This window comes from Sphingomonas citricola, assembly GCF_019429535.1.
In the GTDB taxonomy this organism is placed as follows: domain Bacteria; phylum Pseudomonadota; class Alphaproteobacteria; order Sphingomonadales; family Sphingomonadaceae; genus Sphingomonas; species Sphingomonas citricola.
The window spans coordinates 245,627-260,726 of record NZ_JAHXZM010000003.1; the positions used below are offsets into that span (position 1 = coordinate 245,627).

The window sequence follows — 15,100 nt, forward strand, 5'->3', positions numbered from 1 at the left end:
CGAAAGTCAAAAACTCGCGATCACGCCGCCTTGGGCGGATCGGCAATCATCGCGGTGAAGTTCGCCTGAGCGGCGACCTTGCCGTCGATCAGCGCGCGGCCCGCGAACTTGCAGACGCTGCTGCGCTTCTGGACGAACTCGACCTCGAGCCGCAGCAGCACGCCGGGCTCCACCGGCGCGCGGAACTTCGCCTCGTCGATCGCCATGAAATAGACGAGCTTGCCCGAACCGGCGAGGCCAAGGCTCTCGACCGCGAGCACGCCCGCCGCCTGCGCCATCGCCTCGACGATCAGGACGCCCGGCATGATCGGGCGCCCCGGGAAGTGCCCCTGAAAGAAGCCCTCGTTAATCGTCACCGCCTTGATCGCGGCGATCGACCGGTCGGGGATCAACTCCTCGACGCGGTCGACCAGCAGCATCGGGTAGCGATGCGGCAGTGCTGCCATCACGCGCGCGATGTCGAGCGGGCCGATCGACCCGCCCGTCGCCGCGTCACTGGTCGACTGCTCGCTCACCGGCCGGTCGGCGCCTTCCGGTTGCTCGTCGCCGGCGCGGTCGCGGCGGGCGCGGCGGCGCCGGCGGCCTGACCCGGCTGCCAGTTGGCGGGGACCGCGGTGCTCACGCTCGGCACCAGACGGTCAAGCTCGGCGGTGATCGCGGGCGTGATGTCCGCGGCGGGCTGCGTGAAGAGTGCCGCCTGCGGCGAGATCAGCAGGCTGACGTTCTTCGCCTTGACGACATTCTGCACCGCGGTGGTCAGCTGACGCTGCACCTGCTCGGCGGCGTAGGCGCGGGCGCGCTGCGCGGGCGCGGTCAGGCGCTGCAGCTCGGCGTTGCCGGCCTGCTCCTTCGCCTGGATCGCGGCGAGCTGCGGACGCAGCGATGCTTCGGTCGCGCCGGGCGCACGCGACGCGGTCTGCGCGGCGGTGACGAGCGGCTGCAGCTCGGCCTGGATTGCGTTGCGACGCGTCGTCGCCTGATCGAGCTGCGCCTTGTACGTCGTCTGGATCTGCGACACCGCGGTCGTGAACGCGCGCGAGTTGGCGATCGCCGCCTCGGGGTCGGCAACGGCGACGCCGTTCACCTGCGCACTCGCGGCACCCGCTGCGATGACGCCCGGCGTCGCGAGCGCGGCGGCGAGCAGGATGGTCTTGAAGGTCTTCATCAGAACTGCGTCCCTACGTTGAAGGTAACAAGTTTGGGGTCGTCGCCCGGCTGGGTGACGAGTGCCTTGGCCAGATCGATGCGCAGCGGCCCGAACGGCGAATTCCAGTTCACGCCGACACCGACGGTCACGCGCGGCTTGGGCGAATCGCCCAGATATTGCTCCTGGAACGGATTGGCGCGGATCAGCGGGCTGTTCGGCACCACGCCGTTGCAGGTGTTGCCCGTGCCCGGCACGCCAGCGGAGCAGATCGTCGTCGCGATCGTGCCGTCGGCTAGCGTGTAGGTGTAGAGCGGGCTGCCCGCGGTGTTGGTCAGCGGCAGCGGCAGCACGACGGTCTTTCCGTCGATGACAGTCGTGGGGAACACCGCGGTCAGCGGCGGACGCTTCAGACCGAACAGGCTGCCGACCTGCGCGTAGATCGACGGGCGCAGCCCCAGCTCGCGCGCGCCCGAACCCAGCGGCAGCTCGAGCTCGACCTTGGCGAGATAATAGGCGCGGCCACCCAGCGCGTCGTCGGTGATCTGGCTGCGATCGGTCTGCAGGATCTGGTTGCCGCTCGCATCGACCGTGTACGGGGTCCGCAGCACGCGCGGGCCGACGCCGCGGATGTCGAACCCGCGGAACTGCGGCATGCCGAGGTAGAAGCGGTCGTTGATGCGGATACGGTCGTTGCCGTCGGCGCGCGCGCCCTCGAGCGAATGGATATAGCCGCCCTCGCCGGTCACCGATGCGACGAAGCCCTTGCCCAGGCCCTTGAACTTCGCCGCTTCGACGCGCGAGCGGATGTATTTCACATCACCGCCGAGTCCCGCGAAATCCTGGCTGAACGACAGGCGCTGCCCCGCGGTCGGACGCAGGCGGCTGTTGAGGCTGTCGTAGATCAGCGAATAGCCGATCGACGAGGTGAAGCGATTGCCGAGCGCGGAGCAGAGATAGCTGCCCGCCTTCAAAACGTCGCACTGGCCGTTGGTGAAGAAGGTGTTCCGGTCGAGCGTCACCTCGTCGTACGACAGGCCGTAGCGGCCCGCGAGCTGCCAATATTCGGTCAGCGGCACGCCGGCGCGGACCTGAAACCCGGTCGACACCTGGCCGTAGGTCGTGTTGCGGTCGTTCCCGATGTAATTGAACGAGTTATAATCGCGACGGAAGACGTCGACGCCGACCGCGATGTTGCGATCGAACAGATACGGCTCGGTGAAGCCGAGCTCGATCGACTTCGAATAGCTCGAATAATTGACGCCGGCGCGCAGCTCCTGTCCGCGACCGCGGAAGTTGCGCTGCGTGATGTTCGCCTGGATGATGAAGCGTTCGAGGCTCGAATAGCCCGCCGACAGCTGGAGCTCACCGGTCGACTTCTCCTCAACGTTCGCATTCAGCACGACCCGGTCGGGTGAGGAGCCCTGCTCCTGCTTGATCTCGAACTTGTCCTGGAAATAGCCGAGCGAGTTGATGCGGTCCTGGCTGCGCTTGACCTGGAAACTGTTGAACGCGTCCCCCTCGGCCAGGCGGACCTCGCGTCGGATCACCTTATCCTGCGTCTGGGTGTTGCCGGTGATCTCGACCCGCTCGACGTAGGTCCGCTGCGCCTGCGCGATGTGGAAATTGATCGACATCGTGAGCGAATCACGGTCGCGGTTATATTCCGGCGCGACGTCGGTGAACGCGTAGCCGAACAGACCTGTCGTCTGGCTGAGGCTGTCGATCGTGTCCTCGACCGCCTTGGCGTTGTACCAATCGCCCTTCTTGATCGCGAGCGTCTTGGCGAGCTGCTTGCCGTCGAAATCACGAATGTCGCTGTCGACGGTGATATCGCCGAATTTGTAGCGCGGGCCTTCCTCCACCACGTAGGTGATGATGAAGTCCTTCTTGTCCGGCGTCAGCTCGGCGACCGCCGAGGTGACGCGGAAATCGGCGTAACCCTGCGTCAGGTAGAACTGGCGCAGCTTCTGCTGGTCGTAGGCGAGCCGGTCCTGGTCGTACGACGTGTTGGACGACAGCAGGCGGAAGAAGCGCGATTCCTTGGTCGCCATCTGCGCGCGCAGTTCGCCGTCGTCGAACTTCTCGTTGCCCAGGATGTTAATCTGGCGGACCTTGGACTTCGGCCCCTCGCTGATCTCGAACACCACGTCGACGCGGTTCTGGTCGAGGTTGACCATCTTGGGATCGACCGACGCCGCGAACCGGCCCTGGCGGCGATACAGCTCGACGATGCGCGCGACGTCGGCGCGCACCGCGGAACGCGTGAAGATCTGCCGCGGCTTGAGCTTGATCTCCTTAGTGATCTTGTCTTCCTTCAGGCGCTTGTTGCCCTCAAGGATGACGCGATTGATGATCGGATTTTCGCGCACGCGGATTACGATGTCGCCCGTCGCCGCACCCGAGATCGAGACGTCGGCGAACAGGTCGCTCGCGTACAGATCCTTGATCGCCTGATCGAGCAGCTCGTTGTTGTACGGCTGTCCCTGCCGCAGCTTGGTGTAGCTGAGCGCGGTCTCGGGCTCGATGCGCTGCGTGCCGTCGACTCGCAGCGTCTTGATGACGCCTCCGGTCGCGGGGGCGGCGGGCGCGGTTGCGGCGGGTGCCGTCGCGGCCGTGGTCGTCGGCGCGCGCTGCGCAGCCGGCGCGGTCTGCGCGGCGGCGGCGAGCGGCAGCCCGGCGAGGATGGTGCAGCCCAGCAGCGCCGGCAGGGCGCGCGCCCGCGAAGTCGAAACGTTCAGAACCGTCACCATGTTACCTTCGAGAAAACCCGTTGCGCTCCCGGGCCGCGCCCGCCCTGCAACACTTGGTTCAGCCGATCAAGCCGGCCAGGTGCCGCCATAGTCCGAAGTTGCCGAGATCGTTGAACGTCACCAGCATCATCAACGCCAGCACCGCCGCCAATCCGCCGCGATAGGCCCACTCCTGCGCTTCCGGGCCTACCGGTTTCCGCCTGATCGCCTCGATCAGATAGAACAACAGGTGCCCCCCATCCAGCATCGGCACTGGCAGCAGGTTGATGAACCCCAGATTGATGGACACGAGCGCGAGCAGGAACACGAACGCGTCCCAGCCAAGCGTGATCTGCTCGCCAGATACTTTGGCGATCGCGAGCGGCCCGCCCAATTCCTTGACCGATCGACGCCCGGACACGATCTGCCCGACCGTCTCCACCATCATCTGCAGGATGTCGCCGGTGCGGCGCACCGCGACGACCGGTGCCTCGAACAGGCCGACCGGTCGCACGACCGGGCTGGTCGGCGCGATGCCGAGCAACCCGACCTTGTATTCGTTGCCGAACCGGTCGCGTTGCTCCAGCGTGCCGATCACCGTCTCGACGCTCGTCGGCTGATCGGCGCGAACATAGTCGATCCGCACGCGCTCGCCCGCACGGATCTTCACGAACCGCACCATGTCCTCGAACGTGTCGACGTGACGGCCGCCAAGCGCCTCGATCCGATCGCCCGCGCGCAGCCCCGCCTGCGCCGCGGCGGTGCCCGGCATCGCCTCGCCCACCACCGCCGGCGTCTGCGCGTCGCCGTAGGCGAGCGCGAAGCCCGCCAGGATCAGGATCGCGAGCACGAAATTGATGACGGGCCCCGCCGCCACGATGATCGCGCGCTGCCAGACGGGCTTTGCGTGAAACGTCTGCGCGCGCTCCTCGGCGGGCAGCAGCAGCCAGTCGGGATCGCTGCGGCCCGACGCGGTCATGTCACCCGCGAACTTCACATAGCCGCCGAGCGGCAGCGCGGCGACTTTCCAACGCGTGCCGCGCTTGTCGGTCCACCCCGCGATCTCACGCCCGAACCCGATCGAGAACGCCTCGACCTTCACCCCGAACCAGCGGCCCGCGAGATAATGCCCCATCTCGTGGATGAAGACGAGCGGGCCGATCACCAGCGCGAACGCCAGGATGGTCAGCAGCAGTCCGGGGGTCTGGATCAAGCCACGCAATCCTCTACGCGCTCGCCCGCGATACGTCGCGCCTCCGCGTCGATCGCGATCACCGCGTCGAGCGTCTCTGGCGCCTCGGGAGCATAGCAGCTCAAGGTATCTTCCACGATTGCGGCGATTTCAAGAAACCCGATGCGATCGGCGAGGAATGCCGCGACCGCGACCTCGTTCGCCGCGTTCAGGATCGCGGGCCGCGCACCGCCCTCCTCCAGCGCCGCGCGCGCGAGCGCCAGCGAACGAAACCGAACGGGATCGGGCGCTTCGAAATCGAGCCGGCCGAGCTTCACCAGGTCGAGCGGCGCCATCGGCGTCGCCATCCGGTCGGGCCAGGCGAGGCAGTGCGCGATCGGCACGCGCATGTCGCTGGGCCCCAGTTGCGCGAGCATCGAGCCGTCGACGTAATCGACCATCGAGTGGATCACCGACTGGCGGTGCACGACAATCTCGATCCGCTCGTGCGGTACCGGGAACAGCCGCGCGGCCTCGATTAGCTCGAGCCCCTTGTTCATCATGGTCGCGCTGTCGACCGAGATCTTGGCGCCCATCGACCAATTAGGATGCGTAACCGCCTGCTCGCGCGTGACCGCCGCCATCTCATCGAGCGACGCGTCGCGGAACGGCCCGCCGCTCGCGGTCAGGATGATCCGTCGCACACGCTCGGCGCGCGCGAAATCGAAACACTGATAGATCGCGTTGTGCTCGCTGTCCGCGGGCAGCAGCGTCGCGCCGTGCCTCGCCGCGGCCTGCATGATCAGGTCGCCCGCGGACACCAGCGGTTCCTTATTGGCGAGCACCACTGTGCCCCCCGCCTCGATCGCGGCCATCGTCGGCCCGAGGCCGGCGCAACCGACGATCGCGCCCATCGTCCAGTCGGCGCCCAAGGCCGCCGCGTCGCAGATCGCCTGCGCGCCGCTCGCGACCTGCGTGTTGGTCCCCGCGAGCGCGTCGCGCAGGTCGCCCAGGCAACGCTCGTCGGCGACGACTGCCAGTTCGGCGCGCGTGCGGATCGCGGCGGCGGCGAGGCGCCCGACGTCGCAATTGGCGGTCAGCGCGCGGACTCGGAAACGCTCGGGTTCCCGCTCGATCAGGTCGAGCGTCGAGGTGCCGACCGAACCGGTCGCCCCCAGAATCGTGACCGTACGCATCAGACGATCATCGGCGCGACGACGAGCAATGCGGCGAGCGGCGCGACCGGCACCAGCCCGTCCAGCCGGTCGAGCAGGCCGCCATGCCCCGGCAGGACGTTGCCCGAATCCTTGACGCCGGCGCGGCGCTTCAACCAGCTCTCGAACAGGTCGCCCCCCTGCGCCACCGCCCCCAGCACCGGGGTCGCGAGCAGCAGCCGGAGCGGAAGATCGTAACCGACGTGGAGCACGAACGCAAACGCGGTCGCGGCGACGATCCCGCCGATCAGGCCGGCCCAGGTCTTGTTAGGGCTCACCCGCGGCGCCAGCTTCGGCCCGCCGATCGCGCGGCCGGCGAAGAATGCGCCGATATCGGTCATCCAGACGAGCACCAGCGCCCAGATCGACAAGAGCAGCCCGTGATCCTGCTCGCGGATCAGCACGAGCGAGAGGACCGGCAGCGCGCAATAGATCGTGCCGCTCGCCAGCCACGTGCGCCGCGTGACGATCGCGACGAAGAAGAACGCGGCGGCGATCAGCCCGAGCGCGAGGAAGCTCGCCCCCGCCGCGATCGGCGCGAGGATCGCGAGCGGCACCGACAGCGCATATTGCGACAGCCGCTTCTCACGCGCGGGGGTCGCGGTCAGGTCGGACCATTCCGCCATCATGAACAGCGCGATCACGACCATCAGCAGCCAATAGGCGAACCCGCCGATCGCCAGCGCGATCAGCGCCACCGCCGCCATCACGGCGGCGGCCATCGTCCTGAGCGCGAGTTCGGATCGACGCGGCGCGGTCTTGGGTGCGGTCACAGACCACCGAAGCGGCGTTGCCGCTGGCCGAACGCCTCGACTGCGGCGGCGAGATCGCGCGCACCGAAATCGGGCCACAAGGTGTCGACGAACAGCAGTTCGGCATAGGCCGCCTGCCACAGCAGGAAATTCGACAGGCGATGCTCGCCCGACGTGCGGATCATCAGGTCGAGCGGGGGCAGCTCGCGCGTCTCGAGCTCGCGTTCGATCGATCCCATGTCGATCGCTGCGGGATCGAGTTCTCCGTCACGCGCCCGCACCGCCAGCGCCTGCGCCGCGCGCACCAGTTCGGCCTGCGCGCCGTAATTGAGCGCGATCGCCAGGATCGGTCCGGTGTTGCCCGCGGTGCGCGCCAGCGCGTCGTCGATCAGGTCGACGACGTCACCCGAGAAGCGCGTATAGTCGCCGAGCACGCGCAGCCGCACGTTCTCGCGCACCAGTTCGGCGAGGTCGTTGCGGATGAAGAATTTGAGCAGCCCCATCAGGTCGCTCACTTCCTCCGCCGGCCGCCGCCAGTTCTCCGACGAGAAGGCGTACAGCGTCAGCGCCTCGATCCCCATCGCGCGCGCCGCGCGGGTGACCGCGCGTACCGCCTCGACCCCCGCCTTGTGCCCGGCCGCGCGTGGCAGCAGGCGCTTTTTTGCCCAGCGACCGTTGCCGTCCATGATGATGGCGACGTGGCGCGGCACCGCGCCACCCCCCGCGGTCTGCGTTTGGACGGCCGTCGCCATCAGCATCCCCCCCTATGCCGACGTTGGCTCACTTGCCGAGAATTTCCTTTTCCTTCGCGGCCGAGACGCTGTCGATGTCGGCGGTGGTCGCGTCGGTCAGCTTCTGCACCTCGCCCTCCAGCCGCTTGCGCTCGTCCTCGGAGAAGACGCCCTTCTTCTCGTCGGTCTTGAGCGCGTCCATCCCGTCGCGCCGCACGTTGCGCACCGCGATCTTGGCCTTCTCCGAATATTGCCCGGCGAGCTTCGCGAGCTCCTTGCGGCGCTCCTCGGTCAGGTCGGGGATCGGCAGGCGCAGGTTCTGGCCGTCGTTGATCGGGTTGAGCCCAAGTCCGGCCGACCGGATCGCCTTTTCGACCGGGCCGACGTTGGTCTTGTCCCACACCTGGACCGAGATCATCCGCGGCTCGGGCACCGAGACGGTCGCGACCTGATTGAGCGGCATCTTTGCGCCGTACACCTCGACCGTGACCGGATCGAGGAGCGAGGTCGAAGCGCGACCGGTGCGCAGGCCGGCGAGATCGCCCTTCAGCGATTCGACCGCGCCGTTCATACGGCGCTCAATATCGGCCTTGTCATACGCGGGCATGGCTTACTTCTCCGTGTTGGACTGAACGATCGTCGACACACCCTCACCGTGCAGCACGGCGGCGAAATTGCCGTGCTCGCGGATGTTGAACACGACGATCGGGATGCTGGAATCGCGACACAGCGCCACCGCACTCGCGTCCATGACGCGCAGGTTCTTCGACAACACCTCGTCGTACCCGATCGTCTCGTAACGCTTGGCGGTCGGCACCTGCTTGGGGTCGGCGTCGTAGACACCGTCGACGCTGGTGCCCTTGAACAGGGCATCGCAATTCATCTCGGCAGCGCGCAGCGCGGCCCCACTGTCGGTGGTGAAGAACGGCGAGCCGACGCCCGCGGCGAAGATCACGACGCGCCCCTTTTCCAGGTGACGCATCGCGCGGCGACGCACGAACGGCTCGCACACCGACTGCATCGGGATCGCCGACTGGACGCGCGTGTCGACGCCGATCTGCTCCAGCGCGTTCTGCACCGCTAGCGCGTTCATAACGGTCGCGAGCATCCCCATATAATCGCCGGTTGCGCGTTCCATGCCGCGCGCCGCGCCCGAGATTCCGCGGAAGATGTTGCCGCCACCCACGACGACGCACAGCTCGAACCCCTGCGCCTTCACCTCGGCGATCTCTTCGGCAACGCGCGCGGTGACGGTGGGATCGATCGCGAGACCGCCCTCCCCCATCAATACTTCGCCCGACAATTTCAGCAGGATACGGTTGTAGCGCGGTTTGGTCATCGATTCCGAATGGTTTGGGGAAAGGCTGGCGGACCTTAGAGGTCCGGTCAGGGCGGAGCAACCCGCCCCATACGCAAACCGCCGCCCCGGCGGGTACCGGGGCGGCGGGTTCTTACAACGCGTTCACCGCGCCGGGTGACGGGTCAGGCGTTCTGCGGAACACCCGATGCCGCCGCGACCTCGGCGGCGAAGTCCGACTGCTCCTTCTCGATGCCTTCGCCGAGCTGGAAGCGGACGTAATCGACCAGCTTGATCTCGGCGCCGGCATCCTTGCCCGCCTTGGCGACGACGTCGCTGATCTTGGTCTTCCCGTCCATCACGAACAGCTGGCTGACCAGCGCGTGCTCCTTGCGGTACTTGGCGATCGAACCTTCGACCATCTTGGCGATGATGTCGGCGGGCTTGCCGCTCTCGCCGGCCTTCTCCGTCGCGATCGCGCGCTCGCGCTCGATCTCGGCCTCGTCGAGGTCACCCTCGTTCAGCGCCTTCGGGAAGGCGGCCGCGATGTGCATCGCCAGGCTCTTGCCGAGCGCCTGGAGCGCCTCGTCGTTCGCCGCGCTCTCGAGCGCGACGAGCACGCCGATCTTGCCCAGACCCGGCGACTGCTGGTTATGGACATAAGCGACGACTGCGCCCTGCGACACTTCGAGCTTGCGCGCACGGCGGATCGACTGGTGCTCGCCGATCGTCGCGACGTTGTTGGTCAGCGCCTCGGCGACGGTCGTCCCCGACGGCATCGACGCGGCCTTGATCGCCTCGACGTCGTCGCCGGTGCTGAGCGCGATCTGCGTCACTTCGCGCACGAAGTTCTGGAACTGGTCATTCTTCGCGACGAAGTCAGTTTCGGAATTGACCTCGACCGCCGCACCCTTGGTGCCCGACACGGCGACGCCGACCAGACCCTCCGCCGCAGTGCGGCTCGACTTCTTCTGCGCAGCCGCGAGGCCCTTGGTACGCAGCCAGTCGAGTGCGGCGTCCGTGTCGCCTGCGGTCTCGTTCAGCGCCTTCTTGCAGTCCATCATGCCCGCGCCGCTCTTCTCGCGCAGGTCCTTCACCATCGAAGCGGTGATGTCGGCCATCGTTCTGGTCCCTCGAATGTGGTTGGTCGCTCCGGCGTCCGCGCGTGGCGCGGCGGACATGAGCGATGAAACAAGCGAAGGCCGCCACATAGGCAGCCTCCGTGACAGTTGCACGTCACCGGCCCGGTCGCGCGGTGCGTACCGGGCCGATCCGCGTACGGCTTATGCCTGGGCGGCAGCCGCCATCGTGTTGCCCTCGGCGTTGACGTCAGTGTCGATCGGGGCGTCGGCGCCCTGGATCGCTTCCTCCGACGGCGGCTCGATCATCGCGCCCATGTCGGCACCGCTGCGCGCCTGCTGCTGCTGGTTGCCGCGGGTCGCCGCGATCGCCACCGCCTCGCAGTAGAGACGGATCGCACGCGCCGCGTCATCGTTCGCGGGCACCGGGAACGCGATGCCGTCGGGCGAGACGTTCGAATCGAGAATGCCGACGACCGGGATGCCCAGCGTGTTGGCTTCCTTGATCGCGAGCTCTTCCTTGTTGGCGTCGATCACGAACATCACGTCCGGAATGCCGCCCATGTCGCGGATGCCGCCCAGCGACATCTCGAGCTTGTCGCGCTCGCGCGTCAGCTGAAGCACTTCCTTCTTGGTCAGACCCGCGGTGTTGCCCGACAGCTGCTCCTCGAGCGCCTTCAAACGCTTGATCGAGTTGCTGATCGTCTTCCAGTTGGTGAGCATGCCGCCCAGCCAGCGGTGGTTGACGAAGTGCTGGCCCGCGCGGCGCGCCGCCTCGGCGACGGGCTCCTGCGCCTGACGCTTGGTGCCGACGAACAAAACCTTGCCACCGGCCGCGACGGTCGACGACACGAACTCGAGCGCGCGCGCGAACAGCGGCACGGTCTGCGACAAGTCGATGATGTGGACGCCGTTGCGATCGCCGAAGATGTACGGCTTCATCTTGGGGTTCCAGCGGTGGGTCTGGTGACCGAAGTGCGCGCCGGTTTCGATAAGCTGCTGCATGCTGACGACAGGTGCCGCCATAATCATATTCCTTCCGGTTGAGCCGCTGGGAAGCGTGTGACGCGTGCAGGCTCGAAGCCCGGCGCACCGGTTGTTGATGCTTCCCATGTGGGATTGAGGAGGCGCTCCTTATCCGTCTCTGCGCCAAAATTCAATCGTCTATTTGGCTTGACGGCGGAACGGAGGAGGAACAAATACGGGAACAGAACGCGAACTCGATTTAGGTGTCACGTGTTTAACGCCAATTCGCCCGAAACGGACGCATGGTGGGGAACTTAATCTACGTGATGAAGGTTGGCCGACGTTGAGTTCGCGTACGGATTAAGGGAGGCGAACATGCTGATCGTACTTGATGTTTTGGTCTTCGGCGGCGCAACGGCGAGTGCCCTCTATGCGCTTGTCTCGACGGTCATTCCGAATGCCGGCAAGATTATGGACGCACTCGCCGGACGCCCGCAGCATCGTTTCGAACCGCTCGCCACGCTTGTGCGCGCCGAGAACCGGATCGCGGTCAGGCGCTGGTCATCGGCATCGGCTCGCCCAACGTGGCAGCAGCGCGAAGCCGCTTGACGCGCGCGTAGCTCGCGATGCTGAATGGCAGTGCGAGCAGGTAGCCGACACACAGCAGCGATACGGTTTCCCACGGTGCCGACACGGCGGCTGCCCCGATTACCACGACAATCGCGATCGCCTCGAACCGGACTTTGCGCCGCAACCGCAGCGATGACCACGAGAACGTCGCGACGCTCGACACCATCAGGATCGCGATGAACGCCGTCCACGGCGCCACCAGGTATGGTGAGCGAAATACCGCCTGATCGGTCGCGAACCACAGGAACATCGGCAACAGCGACAGGCCCGCGCCCGCCGGCGCGGGCGCGCCGGTCAGGAACCCCGCCGATTTGTGCGGTTGATCGTCGGCATCGATCGCCGCGTTGAACCGGGCGAGTCGCAGCGCGCAGAACACGGCGAGCATGAGCGCAGCGGTCCAGCCGAAGCGCGGCAAGGTCGATAGCGACCAAAGATACAGAATCAGCGCGGGCGACACGCCGAATGAGATCGCGTCGCTGAGCGAATCGAGTTCGGCGCCGAACCGGCTCTCGCCGCGCAGCATCCGCGCGACGCGTCCGTCCAGCCCGTCGAGCACGCCGGCGAGCAGCACCATCGCCACCGCCATCGCCCAGTTCTGCTGGATCGCGAAGCGGATGCCCGACAGACCAGAGCAGAGCGCCAGTGCGGTCACCGCATTCGGCGCGACCGCGCGCAGCGGGAGCCCGCGCGGGCGACGAAGCGGACGAGCAGCGCGCATCGTTACTGCGCGACCCCGGTCACGCTGGCGCCACCGAACCGGCCGAGCACCGTCTCGCCAGCGATCGCGCGCTGGCCGAGCGCGACCTGCGGGACGCATCCCTCGGGCAGGAACACGTCGACGCGGCTACCGAAGCGGATCAGGCCGACGCGCTGGCCTACCGCGACGATGTCGCCGACCTTGACGAACCCGACGATCCGCCGCGCGACCAGGCCCGCGATCTGCGTGAAGCCGATCCGGCGGCCGTCGTGTCCCTCGACGACGAAATGCTGCCGCTCGTTCTCCTCCGACGCCTTGTCGAGATCGGCGTTCAGGAACTTGCCCGAGATATAGACCACCTGCCGCACGATCCCCGCGATCGGCGTCCGGTTGATGTGGACGTCGAACACCGACATGAACACCGACACGCGGACCATCGGCTCGGCGCCCAGTTCGCCGACCAACTCGCGCGGCACCGGCACGCGCTCGATCATCGTGATAAGCCCATCGGCGGGCGACACGACGAGGTCGTCGCCGATCGGGGTTGTGCGCACGGGGTCGCGAAAGAACGCCGCTACCCACAGCGTCACGCCCAGCAGCGGCCAGAACAGCACCTTGGTGACGATCGTCGCGAGCAGGGTGATGCCGAACGCGATGGCGGTGAATTTCTGCCCCTCGGGGTGGACGGCGGGAAAGCGCCACTTGACCGTGGACGTGCCCACCGGGGGCTTCTGCAATGATGACATGCGGGTGGGTCTATCGTCGGTGAACCGCGCTGACAACGCGCCGTGTCGTGGCGCGTGCTTTTCGTGTCACCGTGCGGCTGCGGGCGGCACGCGCTTGATCCCTGCCCCCGCCCTTTCTATGCGCTGGCGCAACCCCTCCCACAGGAAGAGAGAATATGGCCAAGATCAAGGTGAAGACGCCCGTCGTGGAGATCGACGGCGACGAGATGACGCGGATTATCTGGGAGTGGATCCGCGAGCGCCTGATCAAGCCGTATCTCGACATCGAGCTCGATTATTACGACCTCGGCATCGAGCACCGCGACGCAACCGACGATCAGGTGACGATCGACAGCGCGAAGGCGACGCAGAAGTACGGCGTCGCGGTAAAGTGCGCGACGATCACCCCCGACGAGGCGCGCGTCGAGGAATTCGGCCTCAAGAAGATGTGGCGATCGCCCAACGGCACGATCCGCAACATCCTGGGCGGCGTGATCTTCCGCGAGCCGATCGTGATCAAGAACGTCCCCCGCCTGATCCCGGGCTGGACCCACCCGATCGTCGTTGGCCGTCACGCGTTCGGCGACCAGTACAAGGCGACCGACTTCGTCGTACCCGGTGCGGGCAAGCTGACGATGAAGTGGGAAGGCACGGACGGCCAGGTGATCGAGCGCGAAGTGTTCGACTTCCCGGAAGGCGGCGTCGCGATGGGGATGTACAACCTCGACCAGTCGATCCGCGACTTCGCGCGCGCCAGCATGAACTATTCGCTGGGTCGCGGCTGGCCGCTGTATCTCTCGACCAAGAACACGATCCTGAAGGCCTATGACGGCCGCTTCAAGGACCTGTTCGCCGAGATCTTCGAGGCAGAATTCAAGGACCAGTTCGCCGCCCGCGGCATCGTCTACGAGCACCGCCTGATCGACGACATGGTTGCCTCGGCGCTCAAGTGGAATGGCGAGTTCGTGTGGGCGTGCAAGAACTACGACGGCGACGTCCAGTCGGATCAGGTCGCGCAGGGGTTCGGCTCGCTCGGCCTGATGACCTCGGTGCTGATGACCCCCGACGGCAAGACGATCGAGGCCGAGGCCGCGCACGGGACCGTCACGCGCCACTACCGCCAGCACCAGCAGGGCAAGGCGACCTCGACCAACCCGATCGCGTCGATCTTCGCTTGGACCGGCGGCCTCAAGTATCGCGGCCAGTTTGACGGCACCCCCGATGTCACCCGCTTCGCCGAGACGTTGGAGCAGGTCTGCATCGAGACGGTTGAGAACGGCGACATGACGAAGGATCTCGCGATCCTGATCGGCCCCGACCAGAAGTGGATGACTACCGAGCAGTTCTTCGAGGCCGTGCGCCAGAACCTCGAGAACAAGATGGCGACCTGGGCCTGATCCGGTCGAGGCGGGCTGGATGACAGTCCGCCTCTCCATCATCGTCGTGATCGCGCGATTGCTGCGGCGCGGAGATATTGAACGTAGATCGCGCATGCGATCAGATGGATTACAATAGGTAGTCGGGTCGGATCCCGGAAGTTCACAAGCGCGAACGCCGACCAGATGAAGAAGATCGACGCTGCTAGCGCGACGATCGTTAGTATAGCGCCGATCACGGTTCCTGCTCGCATATCCGTCAAAGGCGTGCCACCGCGATAGCTGATGAGGTAACAGGCAACGAACAGCAGCCAAGCGCCACCCCAGACCGGTAACGTGACGATGCTCGCGGCAAGGAGCATCGCCGGACCATCCGGGCTAGTACCGCCTTCGGCATAGTACAGAGTCCCGTGATAATTGATGAGCGGTATCACGACCAATGCGAAGGCCAGGCCGATCAGCCATAGCGACCACGCGCGACGAGGCGTTTGTATTGGCATGCGCGCACAAGTCCCCTGAATGTGGGCGACGCTAACGAAGTGATTGCGTTTGTCGCCTGACATCCCCGCCCACATCCGCCAAGGTG

Annotated in this window: 16 protein-coding genes; 2 read left to right on the top strand and 14 right to left on the bottom strand. The window is 66.4% G+C overall.

Annotated features, from left to right (window positions below):
• Positions 1–20 precede the first annotated feature (20 nt).
• The 11 genes from fabZ to rpsB all read right to left on the bottom strand — a co-directional run bounded on the left by fabZ (position 21) and on the right by rpsB (position 11,146).
• Complete coding sequence (gene fabZ / locus KZ810_RS08855; protein ID WP_308461520.1) at positions 21–515, bottom strand: 3-hydroxyacyl-ACP dehydratase FabZ; 495 nt, start codon at positions 513–515, stop codon at positions 21–23.
• Positions 512–1,165: an OmpH family outer membrane protein gene (locus KZ810_RS08860; protein WP_219768722.1), complete on the bottom strand. Its 654-nt coding sequence runs from the start codon at positions 1,163–1,165 to the stop codon at positions 512–514. The genes fabZ and KZ810_RS08860 overlap by 4 nt, the downstream gene beginning before the upstream one ends.
• Positions 1,165–3,897, bottom strand: coding sequence for an outer membrane protein assembly factor BamA (gene bamA, locus KZ810_RS08865; protein WP_219768724.1), 2,733 nt, complete (start codon positions 3,895–3,897; stop codon positions 1,165–1,167). Before bamA ends, KZ810_RS08860 begins: the two co-directional genes overlap by 1 nt.
• 58 nt (positions 3,898–3,955) lie before the next feature.
• On the bottom strand, positions 3,956–5,089 hold the full coding sequence (rseP, locus tag KZ810_RS08870) for an RIP metalloprotease RseP (RefSeq protein WP_219768726.1): 1,134 nt from the start codon (positions 5,087–5,089) through the stop codon (positions 3,956–3,958).
• Complete coding sequence (locus tag KZ810_RS08875; RefSeq protein ID WP_219768728.1) at positions 5,086–6,243, bottom strand: 1-deoxy-D-xylulose-5-phosphate reductoisomerase; 1,158 nt, start codon at positions 6,241–6,243, stop codon at positions 5,086–5,088. Before KZ810_RS08875 ends, rseP begins: the two co-directional genes overlap by 4 nt.
• Positions 6,243–6,983: a phosphatidate cytidylyltransferase gene (locus KZ810_RS08880; RefSeq protein WP_219769059.1), complete on the bottom strand. Its 741-nt coding sequence runs from the start codon at positions 6,981–6,983 to the stop codon at positions 6,243–6,245. The genes KZ810_RS08875 and KZ810_RS08880 overlap by 1 nt, the downstream gene beginning before the upstream one ends.
• 47 nt (positions 6,984–7,030) lie before the next feature.
• Positions 7,031–7,771, bottom strand: coding sequence for an isoprenyl transferase (locus tag KZ810_RS08885; RefSeq protein ID WP_219768730.1), 741 nt, complete (start codon positions 7,769–7,771; stop codon positions 7,031–7,033).
• 22 nt (positions 7,772–7,793) lie between these two features.
• Positions 7,794–8,351: a ribosome recycling factor gene (gene frr, locus KZ810_RS08890; RefSeq protein WP_219768732.1), complete on the bottom strand. Its 558-nt coding sequence runs from the start codon at positions 8,349–8,351 to the stop codon at positions 7,794–7,796.
• A gap of 3 nt (positions 8,352–8,354) precedes the next feature.
• Positions 8,355–9,083 carry a UMP kinase gene (pyrH, locus tag KZ810_RS08895; RefSeq protein WP_219768734.1) on the bottom strand — a complete coding sequence of 243 codons (729 nt, stop codon included), beginning with the start codon at positions 9,081–9,083 and terminating at the stop codon, positions 8,355–8,357.
• 143 nt (positions 9,084–9,226) lie between these two features.
• A complete protein-coding gene (gene tsf / locus KZ810_RS08900) occupies positions 9,227–10,162 on the bottom strand; it encodes a translation elongation factor Ts (protein WP_219768736.1) in 936 nt (311 codons plus the stop codon).
• A gap of 162 nt (positions 10,163–10,324) precedes the next feature.
• Positions 10,325–11,146 (bottom strand): 30S ribosomal protein S2, encoded by an 822-nt coding sequence (gene rpsB / locus KZ810_RS08905; RefSeq protein WP_219768738.1) that lies wholly within the window; start codon positions 11,144–11,146, stop codon positions 10,325–10,327.
• Between the two features lie 315 nt (positions 11,147–11,461).
• Here rpsB and KZ810_RS08910 point away from each other — a divergent pair, with 315 nt between their 5' ends.
• The gene (locus KZ810_RS08910) at positions 11,462–11,695 is read left to right on the top strand and encodes a hypothetical protein (RefSeq protein WP_219768740.1); all 234 of its coding nucleotides are present in this window, start codon (positions 11,462–11,464) and stop codon (positions 11,693–11,695) included.
• Here KZ810_RS08910 and KZ810_RS08915 read toward each other — a convergent pair.
• Complete coding sequence (locus KZ810_RS08915) at positions 11,637–12,434, bottom strand: CDP-alcohol phosphatidyltransferase family protein (RefSeq protein WP_219768741.1); 798 nt, start codon at positions 12,432–12,434, stop codon at positions 11,637–11,639. The two genes, KZ810_RS08910 and KZ810_RS08915, sit on opposite strands and share 59 nt — an antisense overlap.
• Before the next feature lie 2 nt (positions 12,435–12,436).
• Positions 12,437–13,159 carry a phosphatidylserine decarboxylase gene (locus tag KZ810_RS08920; protein ID WP_219768742.1) on the bottom strand — a complete coding sequence of 241 codons (723 nt, stop codon included), beginning with the start codon at positions 13,157–13,159 and terminating at the stop codon, positions 12,437–12,439.
• Positions 13,160–13,314: 155 nt separating this feature from the next.
• On the opposite strand from KZ810_RS08920, the gene KZ810_RS08925 reads away from it, so the two are divergent.
• Positions 13,315–14,535 (top strand): NADP-dependent isocitrate dehydrogenase, encoded by a 1,221-nt coding sequence (locus KZ810_RS08925; protein ID WP_219768743.1) that lies wholly within the window; start codon positions 13,315–13,317, stop codon positions 14,533–14,535.
• Between the two features lie 38 nt (positions 14,536–14,573).
• On the opposite strand, the gene KZ810_RS08930 is transcribed toward KZ810_RS08925, so the two are convergent.
• Positions 14,574–15,077, bottom strand: coding sequence for a hypothetical protein (locus KZ810_RS08930; RefSeq protein ID WP_219768744.1), 504 nt, complete (start codon positions 15,075–15,077; stop codon positions 14,574–14,576).
• Positions 15,078–15,100: the final 23 nt, after the last annotated feature.

Coding starts and splice junctions, on each gene's coding strand:
- KZ810_RS08860 (WP_219768722.1), bottom strand. CDS start 1,165: ATGAAGACCTTCAAGACCATCCTGCTCGCCGCCGCGCTCGCGACGCCG.
- bamA (WP_219768724.1), bottom strand. CDS start 3,897: ATGGTGACGGTTCTGAACGTTTCGACTTCGCGGGCGCGCGCCCTGCCG.
- KZ810_RS08875 (WP_219768728.1), bottom strand. CDS start 6,243: ATGCGTACGGTCACGATTCTGGGGGCGACCGGTTCGGTCGGCACCTCG.
- KZ810_RS08880 (WP_219769059.1), bottom strand. CDS start 6,983: ATGGCCGCCGCCGTGATGGCGGCGGTGGCGCTGATCGCGCTGGCGATC.
- KZ810_RS08885 (WP_219768730.1), bottom strand. CDS start 7,771: ATGCTGATGGCGACGGCCGTCCAAACGCAGACCGCGGGGGGTGGCGCG.
- frr (WP_219768732.1), bottom strand. CDS start 8,351: ATGCCCGCGTATGACAAGGCCGATATTGAGCGCCGTATGAACGGCGCG.
- pyrH (WP_219768734.1), bottom strand. CDS start 9,083: ATGACCAAACCGCGCTACAACCGTATCCTGCTGAAATTGTCGGGCGAA.
- tsf (WP_219768736.1), bottom strand. CDS start 10,162: ATGGCCGACATCACCGCTTCGATGGTGAAGGACCTGCGCGAGAAGAGC.
- rpsB (WP_219768738.1), bottom strand. CDS start 11,146: ATGGCGGCACCTGTCGTCAGCATGCAGCAGCTTATCGAAACCGGCGCG.
- KZ810_RS08910 (WP_219768740.1), top strand. CDS start 11,462: ATGCTGATCGTACTTGATGTTTTGGTCTTCGGCGGCGCAACGGCGAGT.
- KZ810_RS08915 (WP_219768741.1), bottom strand. CDS start 12,434: ATGCGCGCTGCTCGTCCGCTTCGTCGCCCGCGCGGGCTCCCGCTGCGC.
- KZ810_RS08920 (WP_219768742.1), bottom strand. CDS start 13,159: ATGTCATCATTGCAGAAGCCCCCGGTGGGCACGTCCACGGTCAAGTGG.
- KZ810_RS08925 (WP_219768743.1), top strand. CDS start 13,315: ATGGCCAAGATCAAGGTGAAGACGCCCGTCGTGGAGATCGACGGCGAC.
- KZ810_RS08930 (WP_219768744.1), bottom strand. CDS start 15,077: ATGTCAGGCGACAAACGCAATCACTTCGTTAGCGTCGCCCACATTCAG.